We start from the raw sequence: 18009 nt of genomic DNA on the forward strand, positions 1-18009 counted from the left end.
AAAGAAGTAGCGTTTAAATAAGAAAAATATTATCTACTATTAGAATATTTTATGCATGGTATGGTTTTCTTGTTAGACAGGAGATAACTATTGGAAAGGGAACAATTAGTCTATGATCGCTCTATTTAGGGCATATATATAAGATAGTATTCTCAGAATAAACGTGTTACACTAAACTTATCTTTTATGTAAATCAATAATTGGAGTGAAAATAGTGGAAAAAATATTGATTACCGGTGGGGCTGGTTTTATCGGTTCTACCTTAGCCAATCACTTAGGTAAAGAAAATGTAGTGATTGTTGTTGATGATTTATCAATGGGAAAAGTAGAAAATATTGAGATGGATAGAAACATCACGTTCATCGAAGGTGATGTAGCGGATTCAGTATTGATGGAAGAAATCATCCGTGCCAATCAATTTGACTACATTTTCCATTTAGCGGCAGTTGCTAGTGTGGCAGATTCGGTTGCCCGACCAGTAGAAACACATCGAGTTAATTTTGAAAGTGTGCTGATGCTGTTAGAATTGGTCCGGAAATATCAACCAAACTTAAAACGAATCGTATTTAGTTCTTCAGCAGCAGTTTATGGGGATGAACCAACTTTACCAAAAAAAGAGGAATCCATTATTCGTCCATTAACCCCTTATGCAATCGATAAGTTTGCAGCTGAACAATATGTTTTGGATTACTGTCATTTATATGATGTTCCAGGAAGTGCAGTTCGTTTCTTCAATGTTTACGGACCAAACCAAAACCCAAATTCACCTTACAGTGGTGTGATTTCAATCTTAGTTGATCGTTATAAAAAACAATTAGCGGGAGAAAAAACGTCATTTACTTTATATGGAGACGGTAGCCAATCAAGAGACTTTGTCTATATCGATGATGTGATCCAAGCTTTACTTCTGGTAGCTAACAAAGAAGCGGCTTTAGGCCAACAATTTAATGTCGGAACGGGAAAAGCAACTACATTATTAACATTGATCCAGACGATTGATCAAATTTTAGAGACGGAATTAGCTTTAGAATATCAGCCAGAACGTTCAGGAGATATTCACGATTCATTAGCAGATATTTCTAAGATTCAGTCTATTGGTTATCTACCAAATTATGATGTATTAAGTGGTATGAAAAGCTATTTAAAAACTGAAATATAGTGAATAATAAGAGTCGACAGTTCTTATTCGTACACTTGAAAAGTGGATGGAACGAAATCTTAAACTTTGAGAAATAGAACTATGATAGTCGGCTAAATACAGTCGCCATGCAAAAGTCAGATAACATTCTAACTTTTGCATGGCGATTTTTTTAATAAAAAAATTTTTGAACTATGACGTACTTAATTTTTGGGACGATAATCTTTTTCGTTTTCAGGATTAATTTTCTTCTAATATCTTGGACCCTTCAATTAAATTATAAATTCGATTTCGCAAGTCTAGAGCAGTTAATTTTATTTTTTTATCTGATTGGTCGTTACTTTCCATGACAACCGCATCTTTCAAATCACGTTTGAAAACAGCGACTGAATGGAAACGATTGATGTTTCCTTGTGCCAAAACATAATCATTACCACAATAGACACCACCACGATATGGGTGGCCAGTAGGACTGGGTTTCCATAATGTAAAAAGTAATTTCTGTGGGATCATTTTACCTGATAAAACTTTAGTGAAAAACGTATTTAAATCAAGCACCGACATACTGATATTTCCAGTCCCTAATTCATTATGGATCGCTGTTTGCGATTCAGTTAATGGCTTCCAGTAATCATCACTAGCAGACATCTGATAGGAAAGGGCATGATGCGGAGAGTTTTTGACTTGATCATAAAAAGCGGTCTGTTTCAAATCCAAAGGTTTGATAATCTCATTCTCTACTAATTTTTCATAAGGTTGGTGAGTTAAGTTGATTAAAATACCCGCTAAAATTGTAAAGTTTAATGGTTCATAACGATAAGTATGGTAGTCAACTAATTTTAGATGTTGAACCGCAAATTGAACGACTTCTGTATCTGATAATGGGGTAGTAGGTTTAGCTGTAGGTTTCAACCCAGATCTCATATAAAGTAGATCTTCAATGGAAATCTTTTGACTATTCGGAATTTGAGGATAAAACTTAGCCAATTTCGTATTCAAAGAAAGGTGTCCTAATTCTACTTGTTTGAGAATTAACAGAGCTGTCATCGCTTTTTGAATCGAGCCAATTTGATAGTAAAGATAAGGGCGGTTTAACTGATCATTTTCTTTGTTTGCATAACCATAGCCACGCTCAAAAATCACATGATTATTTTTCTTTACATAAATTGAGCCAATGTAATCATGTTTAATTAACAGGTGGTTGATTTTTTCTGATAATTTTTTTTCTTCAGGTGTAAGCGATAATGTCTGTTTAGCTTTTAGTGAATCGGAATCATTTCTAGCTTGTTCTTTCGTATAAATACTCCATCCTATAATCATACCGGTGGAAAGTACGCTGATACTAAGCAATACTAGAATGATAGAAAAAAAAGGAAATGCCCCTTTTTTTGCATGTTTGCCTTTTTTTATCATTGTGTCATAAGGTCCTTTCATTTTCGCTCATAGTTAAAATAACTATTGTATTCATTGATATTAATTTTAATCTGTTTTCATTTGATTTACTACTTACAATTTTGATAGAATATTTAAATAAATTAATTCACGTCAATCAAAATATCATGTATAATAGATGAAGTTACGAAGTTGATAGTAAGGAGGAGTTGTTTTGTCAGAAAACAAACAACGTCCAGAAGAGAAAAAAAACAGATCAGACCAATCTGCTGAAAAGAATGCAGTCATTAATCAGAGAAAAAATTTGCGAAAAAAAGAAGAAAAAATCGTTGGTAAAATCATTTTAGTGATCGTTTTGACGTTGCTAATCATTGGAGGCGTCCTTGGATTCACCATTTACCGCTATGTGGATAGCGGGTTGAAACCATTGGATCCTAAAAATGATCAACTTGTTCAAATTGAAATACCTAGCGGTTCATCAAATAAACAAATAGGTGAGATACTCGAACAAGATCAAGTGATTAAAAGCGGCATCGTGTTCAATTACTATACTAAATTTAAAAATATGACTGGCTTTCAAGCTGGATATTATCAAATGGCACCAAATATGACTTTGGATGAGATCGGAAAACAATTGCAAGAAGGTGGCACCTCAGAGCCAACTAAAGTAGCAGATGGCAAAGTCGTGATACCAGAAGGATACGACATTGAACAAATCGCTGCTAGAGTAGCGAAAGTCACTGGAAAAGATAAACAAGAATTTTTAGATTTGATGAAAGATGAAACGTTTTTCAATGAGCTTTATAAAAAATTCCCAGATTTATTGGACAGTGCGAGCAAAGCTCAAAATGTCAAATATCGCTTAGAAGGTTATTTGTTCCCGGCTACTTATGATTACTACAAAAAAATGTCGTTGAAAGATTTAGTCGTTCAGATGGTAAACAAGACAAATAGCGTGTTACAGCCTTATTTTACAACCATCAAACAAAAAAATATGACGGTTCAAGAAGTCCTGACGTTGGCCTCATTAGTTGAAAAAGAAGGGATAAAAGAAAACGATCGTAAAAACATCGCCCAAGTATTTTTCAACCGTATCAAGGCAGATATGCCTTTACAATCAGATATCTCTGTTTTATATGCCTTGGGAGAACACAAAGAAACGGTCTCTTATAAAGATACGGCTGTCGACTCTCCATATAATCTATATACGAACACAGGTTATGGTCCTGGACCATTTGATAACCCTAGTGAAGCAGCTATCGAAGCCGTATTAGAGCCGACTCAAAATGATTACTACTATTTTGTGGCAGATATCAAAAAAGGCGATGTTTATTTTGCAAAAACTTACGAAGAACATTTGGAATTAGTTGATAAATATGTCAATAATTCGTAGAATAGTATTTGTATCATCGACTATTTATTTAAAATAGAAAAACATTTACATTTTAGGAAAAGCGTGGTAATCTTTTTTGGATTATATTCCTCAAAAGATTACTTTTTGCGGTATTCCATAGATCAAGAAGGAGACGTTATACATGGTTGAGAAAGTTTACCCGATGACTCTAGAAGGCAAAGCCAAACTAGAAGAAGAATTAGAACAATTAAAAACAGTTAAACGCGGAGAAATCATTGAACGCATTAAAATCGCTCGTGGATTTGGTGATCTATCTGAAAACTCAGAGTATGAATCTGCTAAAGATGAACAAGCGTTTGTTGAAGGTCGAATCACAACAATCGAAAATATGATTCGTTTTGCTCAAATCATTGACAATGACGGTGTTGATGCAGATGAAGTATCAATTGGTAAGACAGTAACATTTATTGAATTACCGGATGGTGAAGAAGAAGAATACACAATCGTAGGAAGTGCAGAAGCTGATCCATTTTCTGGTAAAATTTCTAATGATTCACCAATTGCTCAAGCTTTGATTGGTAAATTAGTCAATGATGAAGTAACGATTGCTACCCCTGGTGGCGATATGTTAGTTAAAATCGTTAAAGTAGAGCAAGCATAAGAAATACTTGAACAAAAATGAAGTTGTGACATCTACAACTTTGAGCAATAAGCCGAAGAATCAGAAAATCGTTTCTCCGATTTTTGGGATTCTTCGGCTTATTTATTTTTCTAAGGAATGAGTGTCCAGAACCATTTGACTTAGGACAAACTTTACATCTCAAGTCCTATAGTATATTTCTAAAAAAATAGCTATGATAGAATGAGAATGTGCATGAAAGGAGAATAAAGATGAATAGTTCTTGGCGTTTTTTTATCGTAGTCGAGGCTTTATTATTACTATTTGCAGTTTGGCAAATTGTGAACAACGTAGAATTACTTCTTCTCGTATTGTTTGGTGCATTGAACATATATTTAGCATTAAGAAAATATCCACGATCTGGATTTCGAAATTTTCAATTGATTATAGGGAGTTTGATCGTTTTCTTTAGTTTAGTCAATAGCCCTGCACTATGGTTGATGGCAGTATTTGCGATCTTGTTTATCGGACTAAAAGGGGTTGAAATTTCTGGGATTGATCTAACAAAAAATACCTTTTGGCGAAAGAAACAGATGATCATGGTACAAACCGATCAATTAAAAACACATAATAATGAACGAAAAAAACAACAATTATTTGGAAATCAACGTATTGGTAATGATGTTTATGAATGGGATGACATCAATATTGCTTTAATTTCAGGGGATACGATCATTGATCTTGGCAATACATTGTTACCAAAGGATGATAATATCGTTATTGTGCGAAAAGGAATTGGCAGAACGAGAATTTTGGTACCTTTAGGGATTGCCATCAGTTTAGAGCATGCGACACTTGTTGGAAATGTTTTATTTGAAGAGGAACAATTTTCATTAAAAAATGAATCCATCAAAATTTATAGTAACGATTATGATGAAAACCCAAGACGGTTAAAAATCATCACGAATACATTACTTGGTGACGTTGAGGTGATACGTGTATGATGAGCAGATTATCAAAATTAATGATGGCAATCTATGCCTCAGCGGCTTCTTTTTTAATCATCTTGTTTTCGTTGTTCACTTATTTTTATGCAAGTAACCAAACGAATTGGTGGCGTGCCATTTTAAGTGCAAGACTATTGTATGTGCCGCTGATTTTTCATTTGTTTGCTATTGCCTTAGGTGTCGGATTAGTGGTTTTTTTGATAGTATCACTTATCCAAAAAGCAAAGTATGGTAAAATTGAAGAAAAATTAAGAGCATTATCTTCTGGTAATTATGAGTCTAGTCATTTGAATGAACCCATTCCCAGTGCAAATGATGATATTTATGTACAAGATATTGATAAAGAAATAACCAAAATAAAAGAAAAAATGATTGAAGTTTCTAGTGAACTACAAATTATCACTAGCAGACCCCAGTATGTGGATGGACAGACAAGAGAGGAAATCTTAGAACTAGAAAGGCATCGTTTAGCCCGGGAGCTCCATGATTCTGTCTCACAACAATTATTTGCAGCGATGATGATGATGTCTGCTTTAACAGAACAAGCCGAAAAAACAGATAGTTCAGAAATATTTCGCAAACAATTACGTATGGTTGCTGATATCATCAATGCTTCTCAATCTGAAATGCGCGCGCTCCTACTTCATCTTCGCCCAGTGAATCTGGAGGAGAAGAGTTTGAAACAAGGAATTGAGCAATTATTAAAAGAACTACAAAATAAAATTCAAATTTCATTGAAATGGGAGATCGAAGACGTAAAATTGTCCAATTCGATTGAAGATCATCTTTTTCGTATCGTGCAAGAATTATTATCGAATACCTTACGTCACGCTAAAGCAAATGAATTAGAAGTCTATTTACACAAAATCAATAATAACTTATTGTTACGAGTGATTGATGATGGTACCGGATTTAATATGAACGAAACGAAAACAGGTAGTTATGGATTAAATAATATTAGGGAACGAGTAGCAGGTATTGGTGGAACAGTTAAAATTATTAGTTTTAAAGGACAAGGCACCAGTATTGAGATCAAAGTTCCTTTGATCAAGGAGGCATAATTGAAAATGATACAAGTATTACTCGTAGATGATCATGAAATGGTTCGCTTAGGAGTTTCCTCTTATTTATCGATTCAAGAAGACATTCAAGTGATCGGTGAAGCAGAAAATGGTCGAGAAGGCTATGAAAAAGCAATGGAATTACGACCTGATGTGATTTTGATGGATCTTGTTATGGAAGAAATGGATGGGATTGAATCAACTAAAGCTATTTTAAAAGACTGGCCTGAAGCAAAAATAATTATTGTGACCAGCTTTATCGATGATGAAAAAGTTTATCCAGCCATTGAAGCTGGTGCAGCGGGATATCTATTAAAAACTTCTACCGCTCATGAAATTGCAGATGCGATCAGAGCAACTCAAAGAGGGGAACGAGTGCTAGAACCTGAAGTAACAACAAAAATGATGGAAAAAATAAGTAAGAGAAACGAGCCAATTCTTCATGAAGAATTGACAAAACGCGAAAATGAAATCCTGATGCTGATAGCAGAAGGAAAAAGCAATCAAGAGATCGCAGATGAATTATTTATTACTTTAAAAACAGTCAAAACCCATGTCTCAAATATATTAGCAAAATTAGAAGTAGAAGATCGAACGCAAGCAGCTATTTATGCTTTCAAACATGGACTAGTTAAATAAATTGTTTATTCTACAAAAGAAAGCTTACTTTCGTTTTTAGAAAGCCTTTGCTATACTTAAATAAAATAGGTAAGGGAGGAAGCAAGTGAAACAAAATTTTGCAATTGTCGGGCTTGGACGATTTGGTGGCAGTATTTGCCGAACCTTAGTTGAAGCAGGACAAGAAGTATTAGCTATTGATAGCAATGAAGATCGAGTCAATGAATATATGAATATCGCTACTCATGCAGTTGTAGCAAATGCACAAGATGAAATGACATTGCGTTCACTAGGAATCAGAAATTTTGATCATGTGATCATTGCAATCGGTGAAGATATCCAAGCAAGTATCCTCGTTACATTAATGGTCAAAGAGATGGGAGTTCCCAACATCTTAGCTAAAGCTCAAAATGAATATCATGCAAGAGTGTTAGAAAAAATCGGAGCAGATCGTGTGGTTCACCCGGAAAGAGATATGGGGATTCGTATTGCTCATAATCTTGTTTCAAAAAATATATTGGATTACTTAGAACTATCGGATCAATTTTCTCTTGCAGAAATTCGAGTTTCTAATCCCAAATTTTTTAATAAAACATTAGCGGAGCTGAATTTTAGGCAACGTTATGATCTAACAGTTGTAGCAATTCGACGCTTTGATCGTTCGGTCGTTGTTTCACCTTCAGCAGATGAATATGTCAGAGAAAATGATAATTTATTAGTAATTGGGGAAACCGAAGATGTAGATATATTAGACGATAAAATGAATCAATAAGGAGATGCAGGAATGAAATTATCAGTAACAGATAATGCACGTAAATGGTTCGAAGAGGAAGTAACCATCCCTGAAAATTATGGGATTCGTTTTTTTGGGAAAGTCTACGGCAAGACAGAAGTACATGATGGTTTTTCTATCGGAATGTCTGTCGAACAGCCTGAACGACCAATCAAAGAAGAAACCATTGACGGGATGCTGTTTTTTATTGAAGAAGCAGATGACTGGTTTTTCAAGGGGTATGATCTTGTTGTTGATTATGATGCATCTTTAAATGAGCCAACTTATCATTTCAAAGAACAATAAAACAAAGGAGCGTTTCTTTAGCTACCATTAGCTTGGAAAACTCCTTTTTTATATTTACCTCTTTTTTCATAAGACTGAGTCACGAAACACTTGATTACAATTAGTAATAGAAGGGATGCGTAACTAAGATGGCAGAAAAAATTATTTATTTAGATCGAGGATTTAGACAAGAATTTATTGATAAAATGACTGAATTAGCGCCTAATTATGTCATAAAAACTGAGCTTGAACCTACAGATTTGATGAATGTTGAAATTAGTTTAGGGTGGAATCGCCAATACGAAAGAGAGCTATTAGCATCTCCAGGGTTAAAATGGGTACATTCGATCTCGGCAGGGGTAGACACTTTACCACTAACGGCATTTTCTGAAAAAGGGATCTTACTTTCAAATGGTAGTGGTATTCATAGTGAATCAATAGCTGAACACATCATGGGAGTGATTTTAGGCTATTCTCGAGGGCTGTTCCAAGCACAAAAAGCACAAGCAAAGAAAGAATGGTTAGGAACTCATGTCCATTATCAGCCATTAGAAAAACAAAAATTATTGATCATCGGAACGGGGCAAATCGGCAAGATGGTTGCTGATAAAGCAGACAGCTTTTCTATGGTCAGTTATGGGATAAATACTACCGGGCATCCAGTAGAAGGATTCAGTCAAACGTATTCCTTAAACGAAGTGGAAAAAGTAGTAGCTGATATGGATATCATTGTAAATATTTTGCCTCTGACAGAGCAGACTAAGGGCTTCTTTAATTATGAATTATTCAAAAAATTCGCTTCCCATGCGTTATTCATCAACGTTGGACGTGGGGCTTCTTTAAAAACAGCTGATTTAGTTCAGGCATTAAATGAAGAACAACTCGCCTTTGCAGCGTTGGATGTTTTTGAAGAAGAACCATTACCTGAAAAAAGTCCATTGTGGGAAATGGATCAAGTATTGATTACGCCACATATCGCTGGCTTAACCTCAGATTTTCAAAATAAGTTAATGACAATCTTTCTAGCCAATCTTAAAAGCTATGTCACAAATCAAGAGCTTAAGATAAATGAAGTGGTATTACAAAAAGGATATTGATCCTTACTTAGAAAAATAGTTGACATTAAAAAACGACTTTCTTTGACTAGCGTTGCCGCCTAATCGAAGAAAGTCGTTTCCTATGTTTGACATTCGTGAACTACATCATTTGGCTTTTTGGCCAGCCTTTTACCGCCTGTGCAAAAATAAAAAGTCCTGCTATTGCGATAAAAGCACTTGTGTCAAAAGCCGGTAAGAAAATCATTAAGATCGTGGCTAAGACTGTTGGTAGGGTGATTGAATAGATCATCGTTTTTAAACAATCAAGAAAAGAAGCGCCAGTCAAACGTAAGCGCGCATAAATATAAGCTGCAAAATTAGCTAAAAGTAAAGTAACGATCAAATTCAAAAAGCTTGGATAAATAGAAATTAAGAAAGTCACAATCTTGATCCAAAATGGAATTGTTGCTTCACTTAAGGTTGTACGCAATTGTTTTCCTGTTAGATTTTTTAAGGCATCATTTTTATAGTCAAGTTCAAGTGAGTTATTGTTTAGAAAAGTAGTACCGGTATTAGGCAAAGCTACGACGAGTTTATTTTTTAGTAGTCCAACACTAAGAAAATTTCCGACTAAGTCAGAAGTAATATCTTTTTCAGATCGTTTGCCTTCCGGATCAAAAGTAAAGATGATAGAATTTGTTTGATAGATGAAACCTTCATGATCTGCTGCATCAATTTTCCCGTTTTTTATGGAAAAATCTGGAATCTTGGTGGCAATTTTCTGACCATCTTGTTTGATGTTTTCTAGCACTTGAAACACTTGATAGGAAATAGGCAAAGCCATGATGATGCTAAGGACCAAAAGATAAAGAACCGATTTAGCGAACGGGGTTTTTCTAGCATTTTTGAGCTCTTTAAATTGCGTGAATGAGCTGATAATTAATTGTTTTGTTGTCATAGTTACTCCTTCTATACATAATGTCATCATTAGCAATTCTAGCGAAGTCTTAGAAGAAATACAAGGGGAAATACCAATTGGCAATCTTCCTTTAAGGTTCATGTGAGAACCTGCTTTTATAAAAAATAACGATAATGTTAAAATTTACTAGTTACAAAGATGAATTTAAGGAATAAAGATGAAAACCAGCGACAAATAAGGTATGATGAATAAGAATTGATTAGTAAGGTAGGATGAACGATGAATTTTTATTATCGAGTGAGACAATTTTTAGAAGAAAAAGGTTACTGGGAAATATTTATTTACCTATTTTTTGGTGGTTTAGCAACAGTCGTGAATATCGTTACTTTTGCAATTGCATTACAGATGCTCCATCTAAGTATGCCGATAGCAAATACTATTTCTTGGATTTGTTCTGTTTTATTTGCTTTTGTAACGAACAAATTATGGGTATTTCATTCCAAGTCACCTAATTTTTTCCATTTAGTTATTGAATTTAGTAAATTTTTGTTCTATCGGATTCTTTCTTATGGTATGGATATGGGTTCCATGTTGCTGCTGATTCAGGTGATGCACACAAATGATTATGTGGCTAAGATTATTACCCAAGTCATCGTGGTAGTCGCCAATTATGTCTTTAGTAAATTGTTTATTTTTAAAGGGACAACCATTATTGAGGAAGAACTTCCTGAAAAAGAGAAGTAAAATCCACAGTAGGCATAATTTTTGAAGAATTCCTTGCTCTTTGTTACTCTTTGTAGTGTAGACACTATGAACAAACACATTGAGGAGGAATTTTTTTATGACTTACACATTACCAGATTTACCATATGCATTCGATGCGTTAGAACCTTATATCGATGAAGAAACGATGCACTTGCATCATGACAAACACCATAATACTTATGTAACAAATTTAAATGCAGCGATTGAAAAACATCCAGAACTAGGTGAAAAAACAATCGAAGAACTACTTTCTGATATGGATGCTGTCCCTACAGATATCAAGACTGCTGTACGTAATAATGGTGGCGGACATGCAAACCATTCTTTCTTCTGGAAAATCATGGCACCAAATGCTGGTGGCGAACCAACTGGTGCAATTAAAGAAGCGATTGATGAAGCCTTTGGTGATTTTGCAACATTTAAGGAAGAATTTAAAAAAGCTGCAGCTGGCCGTTTTGGTTCAGGTTGGGCTTGGTTAGTGATGGAAAATGGTAAATTAGCGATCACTTCAACAGCCAATCAAGATTCACCATTAATGGAAGGCAAAACACCTATTTTAGGTTTAGATGTTTGGGAACATGCGTATTATTTGAAATATAAGAATGTACGACCTGATTACATTGAAGCTTTCTGGAACGTTGTGAACTGGGAAGAAGTAAACAATCGATTATCATCTGCCAAATAATCATTTTCAAGCCTAAAAAAAAGAATGAAAAATAAATTGAGCAAGTCTTGCGAGCGTTTTCTAAATTCGGTATAATATTTATGCAAGGTTTCTTGCAAGAACTTTTTTGGAGGCTATACATTTATGGAACATGGAACAGTTAAATGGTTCAACAATGAAAAAGGATTTGGGTTTATTACAGTAGACGGCGGAGACGATGTGTTCGTACATTTTTCAGCAATTCAAGGAGACGGCTTCAAGAGCTTAGAAGAAGGTCAAGAAGTTGAATTTGCAATTGTTGAAGGCGCACGTGGCCCTCAAGCTGCTGAAGTGACTAAATTATAATAACTTGTTGAAGAAAAGCCCGCTTAGCGGTCTATTCAAATAATAAAAAGAAGATGGCGTCTGCCATCTTTTTTTTATTTTATAAAAACCCAAGTTAATTATTCGTTGACTAGTTTCTTGATTTTTTGGCTTAATAAATAAATCTGTTCACTAGACATATCAGTCGGAGCGACTAAACACGGGATTGTTTCTTCATAGGTCAGGATCTTTAACGGCATATCGGTTGTTCGAATGATTAAGTCTGGCTCAAACAAAAGATCATTTGTAAAAACCACATTTAAGTAAACTCGTAATTGTTCTTGTAACATACTCATATAACTCAGTTCAATACTTAATGGCAAGTCACTTTCGTACTTTATCTTTATTTCTTTATCAAAGTATGTTGGAGAAGTAATGATCATAAATGCTTCGATCAAATGACAGGATTGTACCCAATACAGCTCTTGTTGCTGTTTTTGGAATTGGGAAGCTAATTGATTGATTTCTCGATTGAATGCTGGGTAATTTTCTTCTACAAAGACTGATAAGTCATATTTAATGGTGGAAAATCGGTGGAACAACAGCCCGCTCATCCCGTTGGCAAAGATCGTACTATTTAGTAATTTTTTCTTTACGTTGATTTGTGTAGATTTAAACCCAATTTCATAAATATAGCTATAGAAACTATTTTGAAATTGTTTGATCGCTGTGGCTTTTTTTAGATGGAATTTCATGGCTCGTTCTAAGTGATCGTCTTTTAAATAAAAAGCTGGGCGTGCTTGTAACCAAAGAAATAAAAATTGGACTTCCAAAAGATCGAGCTTGGCTTTCACGCTCATTCGTTTAAGAAAATGGGTAATCTCTTCAAAGCTATCCCAAATCTCTTCTGTAAAATCAGGAAGTTCTCTCTGATTCATCTGATTTCCTTATGCTGATCGGACGAAAGTGATAGCAATAATAAAGCACCATTCAATCATTTTCAGTTTATTTGGTTTTTGTTTTGTCAGCTGAAAAGCATACTCAATCCCTGCAAAGGTTTCATGAAAATCAACGGTTGGAAAGGGCCAAACGACCCCTTGATAGTATTGCCACAAAAATAAATAAATAAGATAACGGACTTGTGGTTCACTACCTTTGAGATACACGAAGCCTTTTGAAGTCTTTAATTGTAATTGATAGGTAGTAAGCAACTGATTGATTCGAGTAAGATGTCTTCTTAAGGAGGGAATACTAATCTTTTGCTCTGTGGCAAAGGAAACCAGATCAACTCTAGGTTGAAGACAAAGGTCTTTTAACAATTGAAAGATGGCGGAATGTTCCAAGATTTTTAGTAGTAATAGTTGATACTCACTGATCGTTCCAGAAAAAGTGAAGCCTTTTGTACTTTTTGTGATGTGATCGTCAGATAAAACCTTAAGATAGTCACATTGATGAAGCACAGAACGTTTGTCACAATGAGCTGTTTTCGATAATTCTTCTAACGTACAAGTATCTTGTGAGCGATATAAGTTGTCCAAGATCGTTAATTGGACTTGGATATTCCTTTCTAACATGACAGAGAAATTCATTTATTTTTCCCTCCTATATTTTTATACTCGAAATTTTCCGAATGACAAATTATTAAATTTTGTCATTTTTTTTTACGAAAAATGAGAAAAAAATTTATTATAATCATTTTTTATAAAAAATAGCCAAAAAAATAAGTGAAAAATACGTTATTTTAATTTGGGCTGTTAGTTTTTTTCATGAATGGACATATAGAGAAATTCCTTAATGACATTATAATTTATCCAAGCATAAAAACGAAATGTTATGCAATATTTTTACATAATTGCTACAGTTTCTTTTTATTTTTAAAATAATAAAGTTATTTTAAAAAGATTAAAACTTAATAATAGATTTTTAATTTAACGATTGCTAAAATCTTTGTAACTTAAGTTAACTGAAGTTTTTTCAGAAAGATATCTTTTTGACAAAAAGAAAGGAGGCCAGTTCCTAGCGGAAATAATTGTTGTTAGTGATTGATTAAGTGGGGGATAAAGCATAAGTAAATAATGGAAGCATCTAAGGGGGAAAAAAATGAAAAAGGATTATAAAAAAAGTATGGATCAAAAAGCTAGAGCTAAACGTCGATCCAAAAAATACTTATTAGTAGGAACGTCTATTGCTGCAGGGATGCTGTTGGGGACAGCACCTATTTCAATTGCTACACCGTTGTTTACTGTGGGTTCACAACAAGTATATGCTGACTTGATTAGTGGCCAGTTGTTCAATAATCTAACGACGTCTAATACCAGTGGAACAACAGCAAGTGCACCTTTTCCATTGGCTGGAACGACTCGTAATGTTGATTTTGTTATTTCAGCTAATAATGGGATTGATCTAAGTGTTCTAAATGGCTCGAGACGAGCAGTTTTAGCAATCCCAACTGAAATGCAAGGTTTAGTTAATCCAAATGGGACGGGTACTTTCCAAACAGATATTTTGTTACCAGGAGAAGAACTACAACCACTATTGTCGATTGTAGATGGGGCGGTAACTACCCTAGTGTCTGCTGTGGAAAACATTGTTAACCTTAACCCGTTGGCATCAGTCAATTTAGATGAAGTGTATGCTCAACTAGCATTATTAGAGAACCTTAGTACATTGACGTCAGCTGAAGTAGCATTGAATCTTCAAATGCAAGGGGACGAATATATCTATGGTGAATTAGATGGCTCATTAGAAACAATTATTCGAGAAGGGCTGACTGAAATTTTAGATGGAATCAATGATGCTGTCCAAGCAATCCAAGCGACACCGAATGCAGGAAGCGGTGCTCTTGGTACGATAGCAGCAGGTACGATCAATACAGCGTTGTCCGCAACGATTAAACCAGCGTTTAATCTTACTTTTGCTACTGCAACAGGTTTAGTTGGTGTGGGGTCATCATTGATTGGAACATTAGCTGATGCGAGCGTATTAGGTGAAACGACGGTCACGATTCCGACATTGATTCAAGATCCTAATTATAGTGATTTAGCGGCAGCCGGAGTAGATATGTCTGTTCCTTATGAAGCTGGCTTCGTTGGAAATATTGTAAAAGCAGATGTTTTATCTATCGATATCGCCTCTAGCTCTGATGGCTATTCGCCAGTTTTTTATCAAGCTGCTGAAGTAACACCACCATATAATGTTATTGTTACAGGGAACTCAACTGATGGTTATGAAGTAACTGGGATGGCAGATCCTAATGCAACAGTTCGTATTTATGATCAAGAGAATAATTTGATTGCAGAAGGACAGGCTGATGAAAATGGAAACTTTACGATTCCAATTGCAGCCACAGATGTGTCACCTTTAGAAGACATCCAATTAATCGCGTATGATGAAAATGACAATCCAAGTTTACCAGCTGCTGCTGTGATCCCAGACGATGAAGAAGCCGACGCCGATGCTGACGCTGATGCCGATGCGGATGCCGACGCCGACGCCGACGCTGATGCTGACGCTGATGCCGATGCCGATGCGGATGCCGATGCTGACGCCGATGCCGATGCCGACGCTGATGCAGATGCAGATGCCGACGCTGATGCTGACGCCGACGCAGATGCTGATGCGGATGCTGACGCCGACGCCGATGCCGACGCCGACGCCGATGCCGACGCCGATGCCGATGCTGACGCCGATGCCGACGCCGATGCCGACGCCGATGCTGACGCCGATGCGGATGCCGACGCCGATGCGGATGCCGGCATGGGAAGTGCAGGAAATGGTACAGATACGGATCAGAACGGCGACCCAGGAATGGTGCCGATCAACACTTCTGGTGGATCAGGTTCAAATCCACCACAATTACCTTTGCACTATGGTGGGACAAGTCATACAAAACCATTGAATTACCATGACGGCTCAACACTAAAAATGTATCCTAAAACCTCTGATACGGTAAGTTCATCTGTTTCTTGGTTAGGTGGCTTAGTATCGTTGATTTCGGGAATGGGTATTTGGAAAATGAAAAGAAATAAAAAGAATAACTAATAATTAACGGAGAGGTTATAACTATAGAAATAGATTTAAAAATCATAATGGATGTAGTTATAACCTCTTTATTCTTGATAGGGGTGAGTCTATGCCAGTTCAAACAGATAAAAATGATTTAGCAACCATCCAAGAAGTACTTGAAAAAGTAGTCATTCATACGGAGAAAAAATTATTAATCGTATCCGTAGGAGATTTTAGTAAGCGTGGTAAGACTTATGAATTTTACGGAAACAATCTAAAAACAATTTGGAATAATTTTCTAACAGCTTATCGAACCTATCATTTTGAGACAGAAACGTATCTGAGGTTGGATGTAGTGACGAAAGAAGAGCAAGTTGATTTTCAACAAGTCAAAGAACGGTTAAACAAAATAAAAAGGAATAATTACATCGATTTTAATTTGCGAATAGATGGAATCAGAAAAAGAAGTTTTTTAAAAGAAGAATTAGTAGCAAATGCAATCATTAAACCAAGTAAAGCACATATAGTTGGAAAAAATCATCCTGAGTTACACATTGATTCCCAAAATTACCGTGGCTATGTTAAGCGTAAATATGGACGTGAAGAAAGTGATTTGAGCTACTTAGAGCGTTCAAAGTGTTATTTTTTTGAAACAGCCTCCTTCTATTTTGAAAATGGTGAAGTATTCCCTTTGAAAGATTATGGCAATGGCAATCAAGTCAGAGAAGTGACTACAGAAAATCTTGATGAGATTACGGAACTAGTGATTGAACAAGGAACGAATTATTTAACCAAACAGTTGACTCCTACTGGTAAATTCATTTATGGCTATTATCCTTGCTATGATCAGTTACTAAAAGGGTATAATTCGGTTCGCCATTTTTCATCTTTGTATGCATTAGCTGAATCGGCAGAATATTTATCCGACCAGGAATTGATGCAACGAGTCAAAGAAGGATTACTATGGGGATTGGAAAATCTTACTTCTGAAGTCAATGGTCAGCTGTTGATTAAAGATTACTTGAATAAAGAAGTAGAGTATAAGTTAGGAGCCCAGGCGACAGCAATCTTGGCTTTAGCAAAATATTCAGAAGTGACTAAAGAGACCATCTTTCATAGTTCCCTTAGTCGTTTAATCACGACTGTTTCAGAAAAATTTATCACTCCAGATGATCAGACGATCCATGTGTTGAATGCCGAATTAATGACAAAAGAGCGTTTTAGAATTATTTATTATGATGGTGAAATTCTGTTTTCCCTCTTAAGAGCACATGCGATTTTAAAACAAATTGAGATTTTTGAGATTTGTGAAGGATTGATGGAACAATTTGTCGCAAATAATTATCAAAAATACCATGACCACTGGTTAAGTTATGCAACGAATGAGATGCTTAAATATCAAGAAAAAGATACTTACTATGAATTTGGTATTAAGAATGCAATGGTCAACATCAACTTTATCGATCAACGAGATACAGCTTATCCAACCATGCTTGAGTTACTAGTAGCAGCCTCAAAAATGATCAGCAAATTAGAAAGAAGTCCTTTAAAAGATAAGCTTTTTCCGATAGAGAACGAATTTTTTGAAACGAAAGCACGAATCAATACGGTAATGAAAAAAAGAGTGTTACATGAAATCACAACAGGAGTCATGTTTCCAGAGTTTGCACAGTTTTTCAAACAACCGCAAGTGATCAAATATGGTTTTTTTGCGCGTCATGATCGTTTCCGTATGAGAATAGATGATGCAGAGCATTTTCTATCTGGTTTGATCAATTACTTATGCCTTTAAAAAGAGAAGAGGAGTGAAGATAATGGTTGGTTATATTCGATTTGCTGCTTTAGCATTGATTGGTCTTTCCTATTTAGGGTTTCGGCTGAAAAAGAAAAAAGACCATCAATCAGAAACTTTAGAAAATGATTGGAGTCAGTATCAAAAAAATGAAGAGGGGTTGTATCCTTGGGAAGAAGACCAAGATGACTCTCCACAGAGAATTGAAAAAACAGCAACAAGGTATGTGAATCAAGCAAGACCAAGACGAGGAAAATGGTAGAGAGAATCTAGAACAA

The 18009-nt window shown here is 35.4% G+C and carries 19 protein-coding genes; 15 read left to right on the forward strand and 4 right to left on the reverse strand.

All coding sequences use genetic code 11. The features are described 5' to 3' along the window. The first annotated feature begins 214 nt into the window (after window positions 1-214). The gene (locus tag IGK91_RS03775; RefSeq protein ID WP_181934219.1) at window positions 215-1159 is read left to right on the forward strand and encodes an NAD-dependent epimerase/dehydratase family protein; all 945 of its coding nucleotides are present in this window, start codon (window positions 215-217) and stop codon (window positions 1157-1159) included. Window positions 1160-1378: 219 nt separating this feature from the next. Here the strand turns inward: IGK91_RS03775 and IGK91_RS03780 are convergent, their stop codons facing one another. After that, window positions 1379-2548: a serine hydrolase domain-containing protein gene (locus tag IGK91_RS03780; RefSeq protein ID WP_025480539.1), complete on the reverse strand. Its 1170-nt coding sequence runs from the start codon at window positions 2546-2548 to the stop codon at window positions 1379-1381. Between the two features lie 196 nt (window positions 2549-2744). Between IGK91_RS03780 and mltG the strand changes: the two genes are divergently transcribed. From mltG to IGK91_RS03820, 8 genes are all read left to right on the forward strand, one after another. Further along, window positions 2745-3923 carry an endolytic transglycosylase MltG gene (mltG, locus tag IGK91_RS03785; RefSeq protein ID WP_010738164.1) on the forward strand — a complete coding sequence of 393 codons (1179 nt, stop codon included), beginning with the start codon at window positions 2745-2747 and terminating at the stop codon, window positions 3921-3923. A 142-nt stretch (window positions 3924-4065) separates the two neighbouring features. Beyond that, entirely contained in the window at window positions 4066-4545 is a 480-nt protein-coding gene (gene greA, locus IGK91_RS03790) for a transcription elongation factor GreA (RefSeq protein WP_010719721.1), read from the forward strand. A gap of 230 nt (window positions 4546-4775) precedes the next feature. Continuing rightward, the gene (liaF, locus tag IGK91_RS03795) at window positions 4776-5507 is read left to right on the forward strand and encodes a cell wall-active antibiotics response protein LiaF (protein ID WP_010719720.1); all 732 of its coding nucleotides are present in this window, start codon (window positions 4776-4778) and stop codon (window positions 5505-5507) included. After that, on the forward strand, window positions 5504-6571 hold the full coding sequence (gene liaS, locus IGK91_RS03800; RefSeq protein WP_010719719.1) for a two-component system sensor histidine kinase LiaS: 1068 nt from the start codon (window positions 5504-5506) through the stop codon (window positions 6569-6571). The genes liaF and liaS overlap by 4 nt, the downstream gene beginning before the upstream one ends. A gap of 6 nt (window positions 6572-6577) precedes the next feature. Further along, window positions 6578-7210 carry a response regulator transcription factor gene (locus IGK91_RS03805; RefSeq protein ID WP_010719718.1) on the forward strand — a complete coding sequence of 211 codons (633 nt, stop codon included), beginning with the start codon at window positions 6578-6580 and terminating at the stop codon, window positions 7208-7210. A gap of 85 nt (window positions 7211-7295) precedes the next feature. Continuing rightward, on the forward strand, window positions 7296-7961 hold the full coding sequence (locus IGK91_RS03810; protein WP_010719717.1) for a potassium channel family protein: 666 nt from the start codon (window positions 7296-7298) through the stop codon (window positions 7959-7961). A 12-nt stretch (window positions 7962-7973) separates the two neighbouring features. Continuing rightward, entirely contained in the window at window positions 7974-8267 is a 294-nt protein-coding gene (locus tag IGK91_RS03815) for a HesB/YadR/YfhF family protein (RefSeq protein WP_010719716.1), read from the forward strand. Between the two features lie 128 nt (window positions 8268-8395). Next, window positions 8396-9343 (forward strand): phosphoglycerate dehydrogenase, encoded by a 948-nt coding sequence (locus IGK91_RS03820; protein ID WP_325810402.1) that lies wholly within the window; start codon window positions 8396-8398, stop codon window positions 9341-9343. Window positions 9344-9443: 100 nt separating this feature from the next. Here the strand turns inward: IGK91_RS03820 and IGK91_RS03825 are convergent, their stop codons facing one another. After that, window positions 9444-10241, reverse strand: coding sequence for a DUF1189 domain-containing protein (locus tag IGK91_RS03825; protein ID WP_025480226.1), 798 nt, complete (start codon window positions 10239-10241; stop codon window positions 9444-9446). A gap of 240 nt (window positions 10242-10481) precedes the next feature. Between IGK91_RS03825 and IGK91_RS03830 the strand changes: the two genes are divergently transcribed. The 3 genes from IGK91_RS03830 (at window position 10482) to IGK91_RS03840 (ending at window position 11976) form a co-directional block, all read left to right on the forward strand. Beyond that, window positions 10482-10946 carry a GtrA family protein gene (locus tag IGK91_RS03830; RefSeq protein ID WP_010719713.1) on the forward strand — a complete coding sequence of 155 codons (465 nt, stop codon included), beginning with the start codon at window positions 10482-10484 and terminating at the stop codon, window positions 10944-10946. A gap of 97 nt (window positions 10947-11043) precedes the next feature. Beyond that, window positions 11044-11652: a superoxide dismutase gene (locus IGK91_RS03835; RefSeq protein ID WP_034867853.1), complete on the forward strand. Its 609-nt coding sequence runs from the start codon at window positions 11044-11046 to the stop codon at window positions 11650-11652. A gap of 123 nt (window positions 11653-11775) precedes the next feature. Continuing rightward, window positions 11776-11976, forward strand: coding sequence for a cold-shock protein (locus IGK91_RS03840; RefSeq protein WP_010719711.1), 201 nt, complete (start codon window positions 11776-11778; stop codon window positions 11974-11976). 98 nt (window positions 11977-12074) lie between these two features. Here the strand turns inward: IGK91_RS03840 and IGK91_RS03845 are convergent, their stop codons facing one another. Together IGK91_RS03845 and IGK91_RS03850 are read right to left on the reverse strand one after the other, a co-directional pair. Next, on the reverse strand, window positions 12075-12872 hold the full coding sequence (locus IGK91_RS03845) for a hypothetical protein (RefSeq protein WP_010738160.1): 798 nt from the start codon (window positions 12870-12872) through the stop codon (window positions 12075-12077). Window positions 12873-12881: 9 nt separating this feature from the next. Further along, window positions 12882-13523, reverse strand: a complete 642-nt coding sequence (locus tag IGK91_RS03850; RefSeq protein WP_081125049.1) for a helix-turn-helix domain-containing protein — start codon at window positions 13521-13523, stop codon at window positions 12882-12884. 511 nt (window positions 13524-14034) lie between these two features. Between IGK91_RS03850 and IGK91_RS03855 the strand changes: the two genes are divergently transcribed. From IGK91_RS03855 to IGK91_RS03865, 3 genes are all read left to right on the forward strand, one after another. After that, window positions 14035-15975: an adhesive domain-containing protein gene (locus IGK91_RS03855; protein ID WP_430605333.1), complete on the forward strand. Its 1941-nt coding sequence runs from the start codon at window positions 14035-14037 to the stop codon at window positions 15973-15975. 91 nt (window positions 15976-16066) lie between these two features. Next, complete coding sequence (locus tag IGK91_RS03860) at window positions 16067-17731, forward strand: hypothetical protein (RefSeq protein WP_034867856.1); 1665 nt, start codon at window positions 16067-16069, stop codon at window positions 17729-17731. Between the two features lie 22 nt (window positions 17732-17753). Further along, window positions 17754-17993, forward strand: coding sequence for a hypothetical protein (locus IGK91_RS03865; RefSeq protein ID WP_034698894.1), 240 nt, complete (start codon window positions 17754-17756; stop codon window positions 17991-17993). Window positions 17994-18009 lie beyond the last annotated feature (16 nt).

The sequence above is a fragment of the Enterococcus sp. DIV1208 genome, assembly GCF_050530455.1.
Classification (GTDB): Bacteria; Bacillota; Bacilli; order Lactobacillales; family Enterococcaceae; genus Enterococcus_B; species Enterococcus_B hirae.

What these genes read in the sequence shown, in the direction of transcription:
- greA (WP_010719721.1), top strand. Translation starts at nt 4,066, where the DNA reads ATGGTTGAGAAAGTTTACCCGATGACTCTAGAAGGCAAAGCCAAACTA.
- liaF (WP_010719720.1), top strand. Translation starts at nt 4,776, where the DNA reads ATGAATAGTTCTTGGCGTTTTTTTATCGTAGTCGAGGCTTTATTATTA.
- liaS (WP_010719719.1), top strand. Translation starts at nt 5,504, where the DNA reads ATGATGAGCAGATTATCAAAATTAATGATGGCAATCTATGCCTCAGCG.
- IGK91_RS03805 (WP_010719718.1), top strand. Translation starts at nt 6,578, where the DNA reads ATGATACAAGTATTACTCGTAGATGATCATGAAATGGTTCGCTTAGGA.
- IGK91_RS03815 (WP_010719716.1), top strand. Translation starts at nt 7,974, where the DNA reads ATGAAATTATCAGTAACAGATAATGCACGTAAATGGTTCGAAGAGGAA.
- IGK91_RS03820 (WP_325810402.1), top strand. Translation starts at nt 8,396, where the DNA reads ATGGCAGAAAAAATTATTTATTTAGATCGAGGATTTAGACAAGAATTT.
- IGK91_RS03825 (WP_025480226.1), bottom strand. Translation starts at nt 10,241, where the DNA reads ATGACAACAAAACAATTAATTATCAGCTCATTCACGCAATTTAAAGAG.
- IGK91_RS03830 (WP_010719713.1), top strand. Translation starts at nt 10,482, where the DNA reads ATGAATTTTTATTATCGAGTGAGACAATTTTTAGAAGAAAAAGGTTAC.
- IGK91_RS03835 (WP_034867853.1), top strand. Translation starts at nt 11,044, where the DNA reads ATGACTTACACATTACCAGATTTACCATATGCATTCGATGCGTTAGAA.
- IGK91_RS03840 (WP_010719711.1), top strand. Translation starts at nt 11,776, where the DNA reads ATGGAACATGGAACAGTTAAATGGTTCAACAATGAAAAAGGATTTGGG.
- IGK91_RS03845 (WP_010738160.1), bottom strand. Translation starts at nt 12,872, where the DNA reads ATGAATCAGAGAGAACTTCCTGATTTTACAGAAGAGATTTGGGATAGC.
- IGK91_RS03850 (WP_081125049.1), bottom strand. Translation starts at nt 13,523, where the DNA reads ATGAATTTCTCTGTCATGTTAGAAAGGAATATCCAAGTCCAATTAACG.
- IGK91_RS03855 (WP_430605333.1), top strand. Translation starts at nt 14,035, where the DNA reads ATGAAAAAGGATTATAAAAAAAGTATGGATCAAAAAGCTAGAGCTAAA.
- IGK91_RS03860 (WP_034867856.1), top strand. Translation starts at nt 16,067, where the DNA reads ATGCCAGTTCAAACAGATAAAAATGATTTAGCAACCATCCAAGAAGTA.
- IGK91_RS03865 (WP_034698894.1), top strand. Translation starts at nt 17,754, where the DNA reads ATGGTTGGTTATATTCGATTTGCTGCTTTAGCATTGATTGGTCTTTCC.